Annotated in this window: 14 protein-coding genes and 1 pseudogene; 12 read left to right on the top strand and 3 right to left on the bottom strand. The window is 65.3% G+C overall.

Annotated features, from left to right (window positions below):
* Positions 1–80 precede the first annotated feature (80 nt).
* Entirely contained in the window at positions 81–1,625 is a 1,545-nt protein-coding gene (locus DCM79_RS08410; protein ID WP_257179494.1) for a winged helix-turn-helix domain-containing tetratricopeptide repeat protein, read from the top strand.
* 16 nt (positions 1,626–1,641) lie between these two features.
* On the opposite strand, the gene irr is transcribed toward DCM79_RS08410, so the two are convergent.
* The gene (gene irr, locus DCM79_RS08405) at positions 1,642–2,127 is read right to left on the bottom strand and encodes a Fur family transcriptional regulator Irr (RefSeq protein ID WP_257179493.1); all 486 of its coding nucleotides are present in this window, start codon (positions 2,125–2,127) and stop codon (positions 1,642–1,644) included.
* 179 nt (positions 2,128–2,306) lie between these two features.
* On the opposite strand from irr, the gene DCM79_RS08400 reads away from it, so the two are divergent.
* From DCM79_RS08400 to DCM79_RS31785, 7 genes and pseudogenes are all read left to right on the top strand, one after another.
* On the top strand, positions 2,307–2,618 hold the full coding sequence (locus tag DCM79_RS08400) for a hypothetical protein (RefSeq protein WP_257179492.1): 312 nt from the start codon (positions 2,307–2,309) through the stop codon (positions 2,616–2,618).
* A gap of 282 nt (positions 2,619–2,900) precedes the next feature.
* A complete protein-coding gene (locus DCM79_RS08395; protein ID WP_257179491.1) occupies positions 2,901–4,451 on the top strand; it encodes an ABC transporter substrate-binding protein in 1,551 nt (516 codons plus the stop codon).
* Positions 4,452–4,730: 279 nt separating this feature from the next.
* A complete protein-coding gene (locus DCM79_RS08390) occupies positions 4,731–5,702 on the top strand; it encodes an ABC transporter permease (protein ID WP_257179490.1) in 972 nt (323 codons plus the stop codon).
* Entirely contained in the window at positions 5,699–6,538 is an 840-nt protein-coding gene (locus DCM79_RS08385) for an ABC transporter permease (RefSeq protein ID WP_257179489.1), read from the top strand. The genes DCM79_RS08390 and DCM79_RS08385 overlap by 4 nt, the downstream gene beginning before the upstream one ends.
* Before the next feature lie 2 nt (positions 6,539–6,540).
* A complete protein-coding gene (locus DCM79_RS08380; protein ID WP_257180720.1) occupies positions 6,541–8,160 on the top strand; it encodes an ABC transporter ATP-binding protein in 1,620 nt (539 codons plus the stop codon).
* A gap of 367 nt (positions 8,161–8,527) precedes the next feature.
* Entirely contained in the window at positions 8,528–8,701 is a 174-nt protein-coding gene (locus tag DCM79_RS08375; protein WP_257179488.1) for a hypothetical protein, read from the top strand.
* Positions 8,698–8,907, top strand: a pseudogene (locus tag DCM79_RS31785) (hypothetical protein). The gene DCM79_RS08375 and the pseudogene DCM79_RS31785 overlap by 4 nt, the downstream one beginning before the upstream one ends.
* Positions 8,908–8,931: 24 nt before the next feature.
* Here DCM79_RS31785 and DCM79_RS08370 read toward each other — a convergent pair.
* Positions 8,932–9,213, bottom strand: coding sequence for a hypothetical protein (locus DCM79_RS08370; RefSeq protein WP_257179487.1), 282 nt, complete (start codon positions 9,211–9,213; stop codon positions 8,932–8,934).
* Between the two features lie 182 nt (positions 9,214–9,395).
* Here DCM79_RS08370 and DCM79_RS08365 point away from each other — a divergent pair, with 182 nt between their 5' ends.
* The 4 genes from DCM79_RS08365 (at position 9,396) to DCM79_RS08350 (ending at position 14,244) form a co-directional block, all read left to right on the top strand.
* Positions 9,396–9,716: a hypothetical protein gene (locus tag DCM79_RS08365; RefSeq protein WP_028134074.1), complete on the top strand. Its 321-nt coding sequence runs from the start codon at positions 9,396–9,398 to the stop codon at positions 9,714–9,716.
* Between the two features lie 225 nt (positions 9,717–9,941).
* On the top strand, positions 9,942–10,667 hold the full coding sequence (locus DCM79_RS08360) for an outer membrane protein (protein ID WP_257179486.1): 726 nt from the start codon (positions 9,942–9,944) through the stop codon (positions 10,665–10,667).
* A gap of 167 nt (positions 10,668–10,834) precedes the next feature.
* Entirely contained in the window at positions 10,835–12,988 is a 2,154-nt protein-coding gene (locus DCM79_RS08355) for a methyl-accepting chemotaxis protein (RefSeq protein ID WP_257179485.1), read from the top strand.
* 194 nt (positions 12,989–13,182) lie between these two features.
* Positions 13,183–14,244, top strand: coding sequence for an MBL fold metallo-hydrolase (locus tag DCM79_RS08350; protein WP_257179484.1), 1,062 nt, complete (start codon positions 13,183–13,185; stop codon positions 14,242–14,244).
* A gap of 111 nt (positions 14,245–14,355) precedes the next feature.
* Here DCM79_RS08350 and aroQ read toward each other — a convergent pair whose 3' ends face one another.
* On the bottom strand, positions 14,356–14,787 hold the full coding sequence (aroQ, locus tag DCM79_RS08345; RefSeq protein ID WP_257179483.1) for a type II 3-dehydroquinate dehydratase: 432 nt from the start codon (positions 14,785–14,787) through the stop codon (positions 14,356–14,358).
* Positions 14,788–15,123 lie beyond the last annotated feature (336 nt).

Genomic DNA, 15,123 nt, shown 5'->3' with positions numbered 1-15,123 from the left:
GGATCGGACGCCCCAAGACTTTCGCGGGCGGTTGATTTTCGCCTGAGACGACTTTGATTTTTGCTTGAGACGACGAAACCGTGCGATTCTGCTTTGAAAACAACGTGCTCGACGGCACCCTGCGGGAACTCACCCGCGGCGGGGTGCCCGTGCCGTTGCAGCCGCAAGTGTTCGATCTCTTGCTCTATCTCGTCGCGCAACGCGGGCGTGTGGTCAGCAAGGATGACCTGATCAGCCAGATCTGGGCCGATCGGATCATCTCGGATTCCGCGCTGAACAGCCGGATCAACGCCGCGCGCAAGGCGATCAGGGACGATGGCGCGACCCAGCGGCTGATCAAGACCATTCCGCGCAAGGGCTTTCGTTTCGTCGGCGAGGTCCGGGAAGAAGCCGCAGCGATCGTGCCGGCCGAAGCCGGCCCCACTCTCCCGCGCGTGGCGGATCGCCCGGCGGTCGCGGTACTTGCCTTCGAGAACATGAGCGGCGATCCCGCACAGGATTATTTCGGCGACGGCATCAGCGAGGACATCCTCACGGCGCTGTCGAAGCAGCGCTGGTTCATGGTGATCGCCCGCAACTCATCCTTCACCTACAAGGGACGTGCAGTCCATATCGGGCAGATCGCGGAGGAGCTCGGCGTCCGCTACGTCGTCGAAGGCAGCGTGCGCAAGTCGAACAACCGGGTCCGCATCACCGCGCAACTCAACGACGCCATTTCGGGCGGCCATCTGTGGGCCGAGCGCTATGACCGCCAGCTCGGCGACGTCTTCGCCGTCCAGGACGAGATCACCAACGCGATCGCGGCGGCGATCGAGCCGCAGATTCACGCGGCGGAGAGTTTTCGCGCCCACAGCAAGACACCGGCGAGCCTGGACGCATGGGATCTCCTGATGCGGGCGCTGTCGCATTATTGGCGCGTGACCCCGCGCGATCACGAGACCGCACGAACGCTGCTCGAACGCGCGATCGGGATAGATCCGAGCTACGGCCGGGCGCTGTCGCTGCTGGCGGCCAACCACATGTTCGGCGCGCATCTCGGCTGGAGCGAGCTCGCTACGGTGGCGCCGGTGGCGGAAGCCGCCGCGCTGGCCGCGGTCCGCTGCGATCATGAGGATGCCTGGGCGCATGTCGCGCTCGGCAGCGTCTGCTTCTCGACACGCAGGCTCGCGGACGCGCTGTCCGAGTTCGAGCAGGCGCTCGCGCTCAACCCGAACTTCTCCCTGGCGCAGGGTTATTACGCGCTGGCGCTGTCCTATGCCGGACGGCCGAAGGATTCGTTCGATGCCGCGCAGCGTGCGATCCGGCTGTCGCCCCGCGATCCCTCGCTGGCGATCTATCACGGCATCGCCGGCTATGCGCGCTTCACCGAACGCCGATATGACGAGGCCATCGCGCTCGCGCGCGAGGCGATCCGCCATCGCGGCGATCTCACCGGCGCCTACCGCGTGCTCGCGGTCTCGGCCGGCATGACCGGCGACGACATGCTGGCGGAGACGGCGCTGGGCGAGCTCCGCCGCGCCCAGCCGGGCATCTCGCTGCACTGGATCGCGACGCAGCTGCCGTGGGCCAACGACGCCGATTGCGCGCACTATCTGGAAGGCTTCCGGCGCGCCGGATTGCGCTGAGGCGCGCGCGGCGGCGCTAGGTTCGCTTGCGGCGCAGATGGACGATGACGTCGAGCCGCGCGATCTCGTGGCCGGGAAGCGCCTCGGGGATCTTGGTGAAGGCGAGGCCGTCGGCAACGTCGACCAGCACGTCCTCGCCTTCGAGGTAGAAGTGCGGATGCACCGAGGTATCGGTGTCGAAGAACGACTTGATGCCGTCGGCCGCGATCCGGCGCAGCAGGCCGGCCTCGGTGAACTGGTTCAACGTGTTGTAGACGGTCGCGAGCGACAGATAGGCGTTCGCCGCCATCGCTTCTTCATAGAGGCTCTCGGCGGTGACGTGACGGTGGCCGTTCAGGAACAGCAACTGGCCGAGCGCGAGACGCTGGCGCGTCGGGCGCAGGCCGGCATTGCCGAGCAGCTGCAGGCAGCGTTGCACGCCCGGATCCGGCGGTAGCTCGCGGCTGGCGACATCAGGTCCGTCATCGTCAAGCGCCGGGATAGGGGTGGCCTGGATGTCCATCGATCGTCTCACGGCTCAAGGGAGCAGGACAGGCAGTGCCGCCTTCCGCCAGTTGCTATTGGATCGCAAAGGCGCCGGCCCGACTTTGATCCAGGTCAAATTCGCAAGCCGCCCCTGACCTATCGCAAGGCGGCCCGGTCTATTCCCGGCCAGGATCGACCGGTATCAACGAGGTTCGCATGTCCAGACCGATTCCCGACAAGGCCGAGGTCGCGCTCGAATATCCCGACAAGTTCTATGTCGGCACGTTCGAGCATTCGTCGCGGTTCGAGGCGCGGCTCGACGGCAGCGGCGTTGCGCTGACGCTGCAACATCCGGGCGCCGCCGACGAGCGCAAATCGGTCCACCTGCACATCAATTTCGGCCTGCTCGCCGGCATCCTGCGCGAGCTCGCGGGCAGCGTCGCCGGTATCCCCAAGGACGATATCGCGCATCGCGAGCAGCTCGCAGAGGCGCTCGACGAATTGCGACGGGCGCTCAGCGCATCATGACGGTCTGACGCTTTTGGTCGCAGGCGCAAGCTTGTGCACCGGCTCCGCCAACTCTCGCCATGACCGAAGCCTGCTGATTGCTCCGTGCGCGAAGGCCTGCGGGGAAAACCGGACGCGCTGTACATTTTTTGTGCTGATGCTGTCGAGACTTTCATCTTGCGGCGCCGAACGAGACTGTGTGAGCCTCGATATCGGATGGGGACTGGGACGGACTGGTCGTAGCTTTGCGCGCGAGCACGTTGCGAAGCGCTTTCGGCTGGCCTCGCTTGAGAAAGTTACGACATGCCGAAACGAGTGTTGCTTGGTCTTCTCCTGGCTTGCGGCTTTACGGCCCCTGCAATGGCGCAAGAGCCGAAAACGGGGGGCGTGATCAATGCCGTGATCCAGCCCGAGCCGCCCGGCCTGATGCTGGCACTGGTGCAGAACGGCCCGACCCAGATGGTGTCGGGCAACATCTTCGAGGGGCTATTGCGCTACAGCCCCAAGCTCGAACCGCAGCCGGAGCTCGCCGAGAGCTGGAGCGTCAGCGAGGACGCCAAGACCTACACCTTCAAGCTCAGGAAGGGCGTGACCTGGCACGACGGCAAGCCCTTCACCGCCGCGGACGTCTTGTTCTCGATCGAGATGCTGAAGCAGACGCATGCGCGCGCCCGCACCAATCTGGCGCAGGTCGACAAGGTCGAGGCACCCGATGCCCACACGGTGGTGTTCACGCTGAAGCAGCCGTTCGGCCCGTTCCTCGGCATCTTCGAGGTCGGCTCGATGCCGATGGTGCCGAAGCATCTCTATGAAGGCACCGACTTCAAGACCAATCCCTACAACAACGCGCCCATCGGCACCGGCCCCTTCATGTTCAGGGAGTGGCAGAAGGGATCGTTCATCCGCCTGGTCAAGAACCCGAACTATTACGAGAAGGGCAAGCCCTATCTCGACGAGATCTACTGGCAGATCATTCCCGACGCCGCGGCGCGCTCGGTGGCGTATGAGACCGGCAAGGTCGACGTGCTGCCCGGCGGCTCGGTCGAGAATTTCGACGTGCCGCGGCTGTCCAAGCTGAAGGACACCTGCGTCACCGGCGCCGGCTGGGAGTTCTTCTCGCCGCTGGCCTGGCTGTGGCTCAACAACCGGCAGGGTCCGCTCGCCGACAAGCGGGTGCGGCAGGCCGTCATGTATGCGATCGACCGCGATTTCGCCAAGGACGTGATCTGGAACGGGCTCGGCAAGGTCGCGACCGGCCCCTCCGCTTCGACCATCAAATATTACACCGACGACGTGAAGAAATATCCGTACGATCCGGCCAAGGCCAAGGCGCTGCTGAAGGAGGCCGGCTACAAGGGCGAGAAGATCCGCCTGCTGCCGCTCGCCTATGGCGAGACCTGGCAGCGCTGGGGTGAAGCCGTGAAGCAGAACCTCATGGACGTCGGCATCAACATCGAGACCATCGCCACCGACGTTGCCGGCGGCAACCAGAAGATCGGCGACTGGGACTACGACATCGCCTTCACCTATCTCTATCAGTACGGCGATCCCGCACTCGGGGTCGGCCGCAACTACATCTCCAGCAACATCGCCAAGGGTCAGGTCTTTAACAACGTCGAGGGCTATTCCAACCCGGAGATCGACAAGCTGTTCGCCGAGGGCGCGGTCGCGACGCCGGATTCCAAGCGCAAGGAGATCTACGAGAAGGCGCAGAAGATCCTGGTCGAGGACGTGCCGGTGGCCTGGATGCTCGAGCTGCAATTCCCGACCATCACGCGCTGCAAGGTCAAGAACCTGATCACGACGGGGATCGGGGTCAATGACGGCTTCAAGGACGCATGGCTCGACAAGTGAGCCCTGCTCCTTTCACCTCTCCCCGCATGCGGCAGGGCAATCGCAAATGGATTTCCCGAGGACGGCGGGCTTGCTCCGCCTCTCCCGCTTGCGGGAGAGGCCGACACGCTCGCAGAGCGTGGCGGGTGAGGGTTTTCTCCACTCGGGGATACTCTCCGCAGTTCTCAGCAATCCCAATGCGGAGACGGCCCCCACCCCAGCCCTCCCCCGCAAGAGCGGGGCGAGGGGGCGCACCGTCGACGTGGCTTCAGCTCACGCTCCAAGATATGACCGTCTAAAATGCTCTCCTTCATCTCCCAGCGCATCCTCAAGGGCGTGATCGTCCTGCTCGCGATCGTCGTCCTCAATTTTTTCCTGATCCGGCTCGCGCCCGGCGACCCCGCGATCGTGATGGCGGGCGAGGCCGGCGCCAGCGATCAGGTCTTCGTCAAGCAGCTCCGGGAAAAGTTCGGCCTCGACAAGCCGCTGCCCGAGCAGCTCTTCATCTACGTCAAGGGCGTGGTCAGCCTCGACCTCGGCTTCTCCTTCCGCCAGCAGGCGCCGGTGGCAAAGCTGATCGGCGAGCGGCTGCCGGCGACGCTGCTGCTGACGCTGACCGCGTTTGCGATCTCGCTGATGCTCGGCATCCTCTTCGGCACCTTCGCCGCGCGCTTCGCCGGAACCTTCCTCGACACCGCCATCACGGTCTTTGCGCTGGTCTTCTACGCCATGCCGATCTTCTGGGTGGCGCTGATGGGCATCCTGCTGTTCTCGGTCACCATGGATTGGCTGCCGAGCTTCGGTTACGAGACGGTCGGCGCCAACCTCACCGGCTTTTCCCACGCGGTCGACGTCGCAAAGCACCTGATCATGCCGGCGATGACGCTCGGCCTGTTCTTCATGGCGACCTACACCCGCATGACGCGCGCCTCGATGCTGGAGGTGAAGCGGCTCGACTTCGTCAAGACCGCGCGCGCGAAAGGCCTTGGCGATGCCGTGATCCAGCGCCGCCACGTGCTGCGCAACGCGCTGCTGCCGGTCGTCACGCTCGCCGGCGTGCATTCCGGCACGCTGATCGGCGGCGCCGTCATCACCGAGACCGTGTTCGCCTGGCCCGGCATCGGGCGGCTGATGTACGACGCCCTGCTCCAGCGCGACTACAATCTGCTGCTCGGCGTCTTCGTGATCTGCTCCGCCATGGTGCTGATCTTCAACCTCATCACCGACCTCGTCTATCGCCTGGTCGATCCGCGCATTGAATTCGCCTCATGAGACAGTTCTGGAAATCGATGTTCAAGAGCCCGAGCGGCGTCATCGGTCTGATCATCCTCCTGCTCGCGATCTCGATCGCATTGTTCGGACCGATGCTGTTTCCGAACTCGCCCTGGCGCATGGTGCAGCGGCCGTTTCTGCCGCCCTTCACGCTCGGCGCCGTGCCGCTCGGCACCGACGCGCTCGGCCGCGACGTCTTTGCCGGCATGATCTTCGGCGCGCGGGTCTCGCTGCTGGTCGGCCTCGTCTCGACACTGGTCGCGCTGGTCGTCGGCATTCCCATCGGCGCGATGGCCGGCTATTTCGGCGGCAGGGTCGACGACGCCCTGATGCGCTTCACCGAGTTCTTCCAGACCATCCCGAGCTTCGCGCTCGCGATCGTGCTGGTCGCGATCCTGCAGCCCTCGATCTATTCGATTGTCGCCTCGATCGCGGTCGTGAGCTGGCCGCCGGTCGCCCGCCTGGTGCGCGGCGAGGTGCTGTCGCTGCGCACGCGCGAATATGTCCAGGCCGCGATCGTGACGGGTCAGAGCAACAGCTGGATCATCCTGCGCGAGATCCTGCCCAATGCGCTGTCGCCGGTCATCGTGCTGGCCTCGCTGATGGTGGCGACCGCGATCCTCTTGGAATCCTCGCTGTCGTTCCTCGGCCTCGGCGATCCCAATCTGATCTCCTGGGGCTACATGGTCGGCGCCGGCCGCACCGTGATCCGCCAGGCCTGGTGGATCACCGTGTTTCCCGGCATCGCCATCCTGATCTCCGTGCTCGGGCTGAACCTGATCGGCGAAGGCCTCAACGACGCGCTCAATCCGCGCCTCTCGCGCGAGGGACGCTGATGATGATCGCCCCGCCCGCCGTCTCCATCAGGAACCTCAAGATCGCGCTGCCGAAGGGTGCCGAGCGGCCCTTCGCGGTCGACGGCGTCTCGCTGGACCTGCACGCCGGCAAGATCGTCTGCGTCGTCGGCGAGTCCGGCTCCGGCAAGTCGATGTGCGCGCATGCGCTGATGGGCCTGTTGCCCGATACGGTGTCCGTCGCCGCCGGCGAGATCCAGTTCGAAGGCCGCGACCTGCTCAAGCTCGATGACGCCGGCTGGCGCGACCTGCGCGGCCGGCGGCTGGCGATGATCTTTCAGGAGCCGATGACCGCACTCAATCCCTTGATGCGGATCGGCGACCAGATGGCGGAGATGTTCGAGGCGCACGGCCTGCTGACGCCAAGGGAGCGGCGCGCCAAGGCGCTGTCGCTGGCGCGCGAGGTCGGCCTCCCCGATCCTGCGCGCATCGTGCGCGCCTATCCGCACCAGCTCTCCGGAGGCCAGCGCCAGCGCGCCATGATCGCGATGGCGCTGGCGCTCGAGCCCGCGGTGCTGGTTGCGGACGAGCCGACGACCGCGCTCGACGTCACCACGCAGGCGCAGATCCTCAAGCTGATCCGCAACCTCCAGCGCAGCCGCAACATGGCCGTGATGTTTATCACGCACGATTTCGGCGTGGTCGCCGACATCGCCGACCAGGTCGTGGTGCTCCGCCATGGCAAGGTGGTGGAGGAAGGTCCGGCCTCTGCCGTCTTCAACGTGCCGCAGCACGACTACACCAAGGCGCTGCTCGCCGCCGTCCCCTCGATCGATCCGCCGGCACGCAAGCCCCTCGATGGTCAGGCCAGGGCGGTCGAGGTGATCGGTCTGGACAAGACCTACGTGACATCAGGCGGCTGGTTTCGCGAGGACCGCCGCGTCGATGCCGCGCGCGCGGTCAATTTCAGCATCCTCAAGGGCGAGACGCTCGGCCTCGTCGGCGAATCCGGCTCCGGGAAATCATCGGTGGCGCGCCTCGTGATGCGGCTGATCGAGGCCGACCGCGGCACGGTTCGGATGGGCGACACCGATCTCACCTCCCTCTCCGGCAAGGCGCTGCGCGCCGAGCGCCATCGCATCCAGATGATCTTCCAGGATCCGTTCGCCTCGCTCAATCCGCGCCGCAAGATCGGCCACATCATCGCTGCCGGACCGATCGCGGCCGGCATCGATGCGAAGATCGCCTTCGATCGTGCTCGCGATCTGCTCAAGATGGTCGGTCTCGATGCCGGCGCGCTCGAACGCTATCCGCACGAATTCTCCGGCGGCCAGCGCCAGCGTATCGGCATTGCGCGCGCGCTGGCGCTCGAGCCGGAGATCATCGTCGCCGATGAAGCCGTCTCCGCGCTCGACGTCTCCGTGCAGGCGCAGGTCTTGAAGCTGCTCGAAGACCTCAAGGCGCGCCTCGGTCTCTCCATGCTGTTCATCACCCACGATCTGCGCGTCGCCGCCCAGATCTGCGACCGCATCGCGGTGATGCAGCGCGGCGCCATCGTCGAGCTGAAGCCCACGGCACAGCTGTTCGCCGCGCCGGAGCATGCCTATACGCGCGAGCTGCTGGCTGCGGTGCCCGGACGGAAGGAGCCTGCGCCGGCGGCGTGAACCGTGACTGCATCGGATCACCAAACCTCGCGTTGGTTCCAAAAACTTGCATGCGCGAAGGTGAAACATATTCAAGTCAACGGCATTTGCTTTCCGGAATGATCCTTGCTGATGAAGGCAAGGAGCAAAGCTGACACCGGCATTCGCGCGCTGGCTCGAAGAGCATTGCAAGCGAATACAAGGTGGTGAGCGGCTTCTCGACCCGCGCATGAACGGCGCTGGAGGTATCGAGATGCCCGGGTGCGCTCACACGTATTTTATTCCGTCGTGATCAGCCGTGCCGCTTCAAAGGCGAAGCCGGCACCATAGATCCCAATGGAATGATTTTCGTCATCTGATGACGGATGCCAATTGATACGGAGCCAACATGGGCGAGGTTATTCAATTTGTCTCGAAGTCCGAGCGTGAGCGCATGCGCCTCATCCAGGAGGCGCGCGCCATCTACGACAGCATCTTCCCTTCGGCCGATCCGGCCGGCGAAGGTCAGGATAAGGTGTCGCCTGGCCGGGCGTTCGTCGGCGACGGGAGCACCCGATCGTGATCAAGATCATCGCGGTGCTTTGCAGTCTCGCTTCTCCGAACAATTGCTACGAGCAAACCGTCACCACCTCGGATTTTGCCGAGGTCTCGGTGTAGTCCTGCCTGATGGGCGCGCCGCAGCTCGCCGACTGGATGAACCAGCATCCGACCGAGCGGCTGGCAGCATGGCGCTGCGTGATCGGGCAACAGGTTCGCCGCGGAATCTAACTGTTCAAGCTGATCGGCATCGCTCTATCGAGTGGTGTTGCTCCAGGTCGGAACGGAATTGGTCACCCCGACCGACGGCCAATTGTAGGATCCGATCGACGGCGCCGTGACGGTGCCGACCGACGCTCCGGACGAGCCGTACGCTTTCGGCTGCGCGGCCGGCGACGCGCCGCCGCCGTAGTTCGGGGCCACCACGCCGGCACTGTAAGGCCTGCTCGCGCGCTGCTTCTTCGCCTCGGCCGCGACCGGCGCGAGCAAAAGTCCGGCCCCGATGACGGCGGCAATGGCGAATTTGAAGCCCATCATGGCTGATCTCTCCGAAGCTTGCGCCCTTGCCGCCATGTGTCCATTCAGCGGACGATATCCAGGGCCGCCCCGTTCATAACTCCGTGCGCGGGGGAAGGTGCCGGGAGCGGACGGTCCGCCTTCGGATGGACCCGAATCAGCGTTAGTGCATTGGCCTCACCGAGTTCGCGGATTGAGGCGACATGACCGGCCCTGAACTGAAGCAACTCCGCGCCGACCTCTCCGACGCCCTCGAGCGGAAGCTCACCGCGCTCGACATGGCAAAGCTCTGCGGATTGCCTGAGAAAGGTGGTGCCGACACCATCCGGCGTTGGGAGGTGAGCGGCCCGACGCCCTCGGCGACCAAGGTGCTGCGCGTGCTCGCCATGGCGAGCGAGCGCTATCCGATCCTGGAGAAGTTCGACATCTTCGATCGCCATGACGTGCGCGAGGAGGACCGACCGGCAAAGCGCGCGGCGTTCCGCCAGCAGATGCGGGACGAGGCGCGCCGGCGGCTCGGTTAACGAAGTGCGCGTGGAGGTTACCGAGACGCTGCGGCGTTAAACCTTCCTTCAGCATTTCTTAAGCCCGCATTAAGCACGAAAATCATTTGCAGCCCAATAGGTTGGGTTGGGTCTCGCTGTGCCATGCATGTGACAGCATTTTCATCAAAAGCGAGCTATCTGCAGAACCAACGCCGGCGCGGACAGCGCGCCTGCCGGGGACATTGAGTGCTGGAGTTCAAGACGATGAAGAAGATTCTGTTTGCGACCGTTGCGCTGCTCGCGATGGGCGCGGCTGCGCCGGCCGTCGGTGCCGATCTCGGCAACCGCAACTATTACAAGTCGCCCGCGCCGGCCTATGCCGCGCCGATCTACAACTGGACCGGTTTCTACATCGGTGGCCATATCGGCGGCGCGTTCTCCAGCGACAACAATTTCAGCGGCCTCTCCACCGGCAACAACGGCAATGGCCGTTTCCTCGGCGGCGTGCAGGTCGGTGCGGACTGGCAGTTCCACCCGAACGTCGTGGTCGGCGTCGAGGGCCAGTATTCCTGGCTCTCCGGCAGCGTCGGCGCCGTGTTTCCGGGCGGCATCGCCTACACCAACGACCAGCGCGGTCTCGGCTCGATCACCGGCCGCATCGGCTACACCTGGGGTCCCGGCCTCGTCTACGTGAAGGGCGGCTACGCCTATTCGGACAACAACGAGAGGGTGACCGTCGGCGGCGTGCCGGCCGCCTTCGTCATCACGGGCGATCACCGCAACGGCTACACCGTCGGTGCCGGCCTCGAATACATGTTCGCCCCGAACTGGTCGGCCAAGGCCGAGTACCAGTATTACAATTTCGGCGACGCGAGCTTCACCGCGGGTCCGCTCGTCGGCACCGGCAGCTTCACCACCGACGACCACACCATCAAGGCGGGCGTCAACTACCGCTTCAACTGGGCAGGCCCGGCGGCCGCGCGCTACTGATCGGTTACCGCAACTTTACCAGGACGAAGGGCCGGCGACGTCGCCGGCCCTTCTTTTTTCGCCCTGCGGAACAGACGCAACCGTTTGCGGATATTGCGATTTTTTTAACCCGGCCGTGCCGATACTGCCGGCCACAAAGAGAAGCAAGAACGCTGGGGGAATTTTCGATGGCGATCCGTCTGGGCCTTGGCCCTTTGCTTGGTCGATTCAAGCCGCGATTCAAGATGCCGGCATGGGGCGTGCGCGGCAGCCTGTTTGCGGCGTTCGCGGTGATCGCAGGCATGGGCCTCGTGATCGCAGCCGGCGCCGGGCTGGCGCTGCAGAATCTCGGCGGACGCATGACCGAGCTGAGCGGACGGGACATTCCGCGCCTGACCGCCAGCCTGCAATTGTCGGCGCTGAGCGCGAGCCTTGCGGCGCAGGGACCGGCCCTGCTCGCGGCGCAAAGCGAGGAAGCCCTCAACGAGCGCACCAAGAAGCTCAAGGAATTGCAGGAGCAGACGCAGCAGAAGCTCACCGAGATCATTCAGCTCGGCGGCGACAAATCGGTCGTCTCCGGACTCAGCGAGACGATGAAGAGCATCAACGAGGCGGCGCAGAGCCTGGCCAAGGCCGCCCGCGAGCGGCTGGATATCGCCGCCCTCCATGACAAGCAATATGACGCGCTGCGCAGCGCGCAGGGCGCCTTCGTCGGCGCGGCCAGCCCGGCGATGCTCGACGCGCAGACCCGAGTCAACGCCATTCTCGGCTCGGCCGACCTGTCCGCCACCGATGCAAGCGAGGCCGCGCAGACCGTCGGCCAGCTCGGCAACGTCGTCGCCAGCGGCAACCTCGCGGCCGCCGACATGAGCGCGGCGCTGTCGGCCAACAGCAGCGACAAGCTCGACGACATCCAGAAGGAATTCAAGACGGCGCAGGGCCGCCTGCGCTCCAATCTCGATCTGCTGCCGGACAACCAGGGCAACAAGATGCTGCGCGAGACGGCGGAGAAGCTGCTCGCGCTCGGCACCGGCAAGACCGGCGTGTTCAATCTGCGCGAGAAGGAGCTTGATTCCATCGACTACGGCCAGACCATCCTGGACGAGACCCGCAAGCTCAATGTCGGCCTCGGCATCAGCGTGCAGCAGCTCGTCGACGGCGTGCAGAAGGAGACCAACGCCTCGACCTCCCAGGCGCAGCAGGAGACCTCGCTCGCGACCTCCGTGATGCTGGCGCTCGGGGCCGCGATGCTGGTCGGCTCGGCGCTGTTCGTCTGGCTCTATGTCGGCCGCAACATCCTGCGCCGGATCACCGGCCTGCAGCGCGCCATGCAGCTGCTCTCGGCCGGCGATCTCGACACCGAGATCGCGCGCGCCAAGCACAAGGACGAGATCGGCGCGATGAACGACACGTTGACCGTGTTCCGCGACAGCATGATCGAAGCCCGGGCGCTCGCCGGCGAGCAGGACAAGGACCGCATCGCCAAGGCCGAGCGGGCCGCGCGCATGGAGGCGAAGATCGCCGAATTCGAGAACACGGTGCGCACCGCGCTCGACAACCTGGCGCAATCGGCCAATTCGATGCAGTCGACCGCGCAGAGCATGTCGACCACCGCCGACCAGTCCAACGCGCTGGTCAACGCGGTCGCCTCCGCCGCCGAGGAGACCTCCGTCAACGTGCAGACCGTCTCGTCGGGCACCGAGCAGCTGTCGTCCTCGATCGAGGAAATCAGCAAGCAGGTCGTGACCTCGGCCGCGATCGCCAAGAAGGCCGTTGACGAAGCCGGCGCGACCGATGCCACGGTGCAGAGCCTCGCCGACAGCGCGAGCCGCATCAGCGTCGTGGTCGATTTGATCCAGACCATCGCCTCGCAGACCAATCTGCTCGCGCTCAACGCCACCATCGAGGCGGCGCGTGCCGGCGAGGCCGGCCGCGGCTTCGCCGTGGTCGCCTCCGAGGTGAAGAGCCTGGCGAGCCAGACCGCCAAGGCGACGGAGGAGATCCGCACCCAGATCGCCAGCATGCAGGACATCACGACCTCGGCGGTCGGCGCCATTCAGGGCATCGGCCGGATCATCGGCGAGATCAACGACGTGACCACGACGATCGCGGCCGCGGTCGAGGAGCAGGGCGCCGCCACCCGCGAGATCGCGCGCAACATCCAGCATGCGGCCGGCGGCACCAGCGAGGTCTCCAGCAACATCGTCGGCGTCTCCACCGCCTCCGCCGAAGCCGGCGCCGCCGCGAGCGAAGTGCTGGGCGCCTCCGACGCGCTACGCCGCGAAGCCGACCTGCTGCGCGGAGAGATCGACGCGTTCCTCAACAACATGCGGGCGGCGTAGGACGCCGCGGCATCGGTACTGCGCTCCCCTCTCCCGCCTGCGGGAGAGGGTCGGCGTGAGGGTGCCTGGTTGAGGGAGCCGGCGTCTCGCGGTCCCACATCACGGAAAAAGCCTCCGGTATGACCGCCATGCGAAGGCCCCGTCCGGTCCTTTTTCGGCTGGCGCGGCGCGCGCGCCGGGTTTAAGCGGGTAGCATGACCGCGAAAACCGACACCGCGCCGTCCTCGGCCGAGGCGCTGCGCTATCCCTGGGATCAGCATCCCGGCCACGACGAGATCGTCGAAGTCAGGCCCGGCGTGTTGTGGGCCCGGCTGAAGCTGCCGTTCCGCCTCAACCACGTGAACATCTACCTGCTCGCCGACGGCGACGGCTATGCGATGGTCGATACCGGCTTCGGCAACGAGGAGACGATCGAGGCCTGGACCAAGCTGTTCGACGGACCGCTCAAGGGCGTCACCGTCACGCGCCTGATCGTCACCCACTCCCATCCCGACCACGTCGGCCTCGCCGGCTGGGTGGTGGAGCGGTTCAACTGCCCGCTGGTGATGTCGCAGGTCGAGTATCTGCAATCGGTCTATCACCAGAACCGCGGCACCGCGGAGCGGCAGGAAGCGCAGCGGCTGTTCTTCCGCCGCCACGGCATGGACGAGTCGCTGACCGAGAAGCTGCTGGGCCGCGGCCAGGATTATCTCAAGCGCGTCTCGGTGCTGCCGCCCTCCTACCGCCGCATCTCCCATGGCGACGACGTCGTCATCGGCACGCGCCGCTTCAAGGTGATCACCGGCGGCGGCCATGCGCTCGACCAGGTCATGCTGTATTGCGCCGACGACAAGCTGTTCCTCTCGGCTGACCAGGTGCTGAGCAGGATCTCGCCCAATGTCAGCGTCTGGGCGGTCGAGCCCGACCAGAACTCGCTCGGCGAATATCTCGCCTCGCTCGCCAGCCTCACCACGACGCTGCCCTATGACGTGCTGGTGCTGCCCGGCCACGGCGTGCCGTTCTACGGATTGAAGACCCGCATCAAGCAGCTCGCCGACCACCACGAGGAGCGCTGTCGCCTGATCGCGGAGGCCTGCCGCGAGGTGCCGCAGACCTCGCGCGCCCTGGTGCCCGTGGTGTTCAACAAGCATGTGCTCGACGAGCACCAGATGGGCTTTGCCGCCGGCGAGCTGGTCGCCCACGTCAACTACATGATCGTCGAGGGCCGGCTGACCGCCGAGACGAAGGACGGCGTGCTGCAGTTTCGGACGACGTAGACGTTATCGTCATGGCCGGGCTTGTCCCGGCCATCCACGTTCTTCCACGCGAGAGAACGAGGTCGTGGATGCCCGGGACAAGCCCGGGTATGGCGAGTCTGTGGAACCATCTCACTTCATGTTCGCGATCGCGTGCAGCGCCGCGATGTAGCCGAACGGGCCCAGGCCGCAGATCACGCCGGTCGCCACGAACGAGATCCTGGAGTGGCGGTGATATTCGTCGCGGGCGTGGATGTTGGAGATGTGGACTTCCAGCACCGGGCCCTCGAACGTCTTGATCGCGTCCATGATGGCGACCGAGGTGAATGAGAAGCCGGCTGGGTTGATGACGATGGCGTCGGCATCCTGCCGCGACGACTGGATCAGGTCGACGAGGACGCCTTCATGGTTGGACTGGTGGAAGGTAAGCTCGAGGCCGAGCTTGGCTGCGGCGTCCGTGCAGCTCGCGTTGATCTCCGCGAGCGTCGTCGTGCCATAGATATGCGGCTCGCGGATGCCGAGCATATTGAGGTTGGGACCGTTGAGGATCATGACACGTTTCATCGGGCGTCCTTTCGCATGAGCTTGGCGAGCACCGCTCCGCGCCCGGACGAAAACAAGACGGCGGGATCGGCGCGACCAGCTCGGCCATCATGGACGCAGGGCGCCCCATGGACAAAATGTCCAAGCCGGCTGCGGCGGTCTGCGGCTGTCGCAGGGGCCGCCATCCGCGGCGGCGGAACGCGTTAGGCGTTTGATCCACATCAACTATCGCCTGCGAGACGCCGCTATCAATATACCCGCGCGCCTCGCACCAAATGTGTGCTGGCGCATAGACATTGGAGCTGGAAAAGCTCTAAAAATGGGTGGCCGCCTTGGCCGGGTTCCGTTGCAGGTTTT

The organism is Bradyrhizobium sp. WBOS07, assembly GCF_024585165.1.
Classification (GTDB): domain Bacteria; phylum Pseudomonadota; class Alphaproteobacteria; order Rhizobiales; family Xanthobacteraceae; genus Bradyrhizobium; species Bradyrhizobium japonicum_B.
This window is presented reverse-complemented; position numbering and strand designations above follow the sequence as displayed.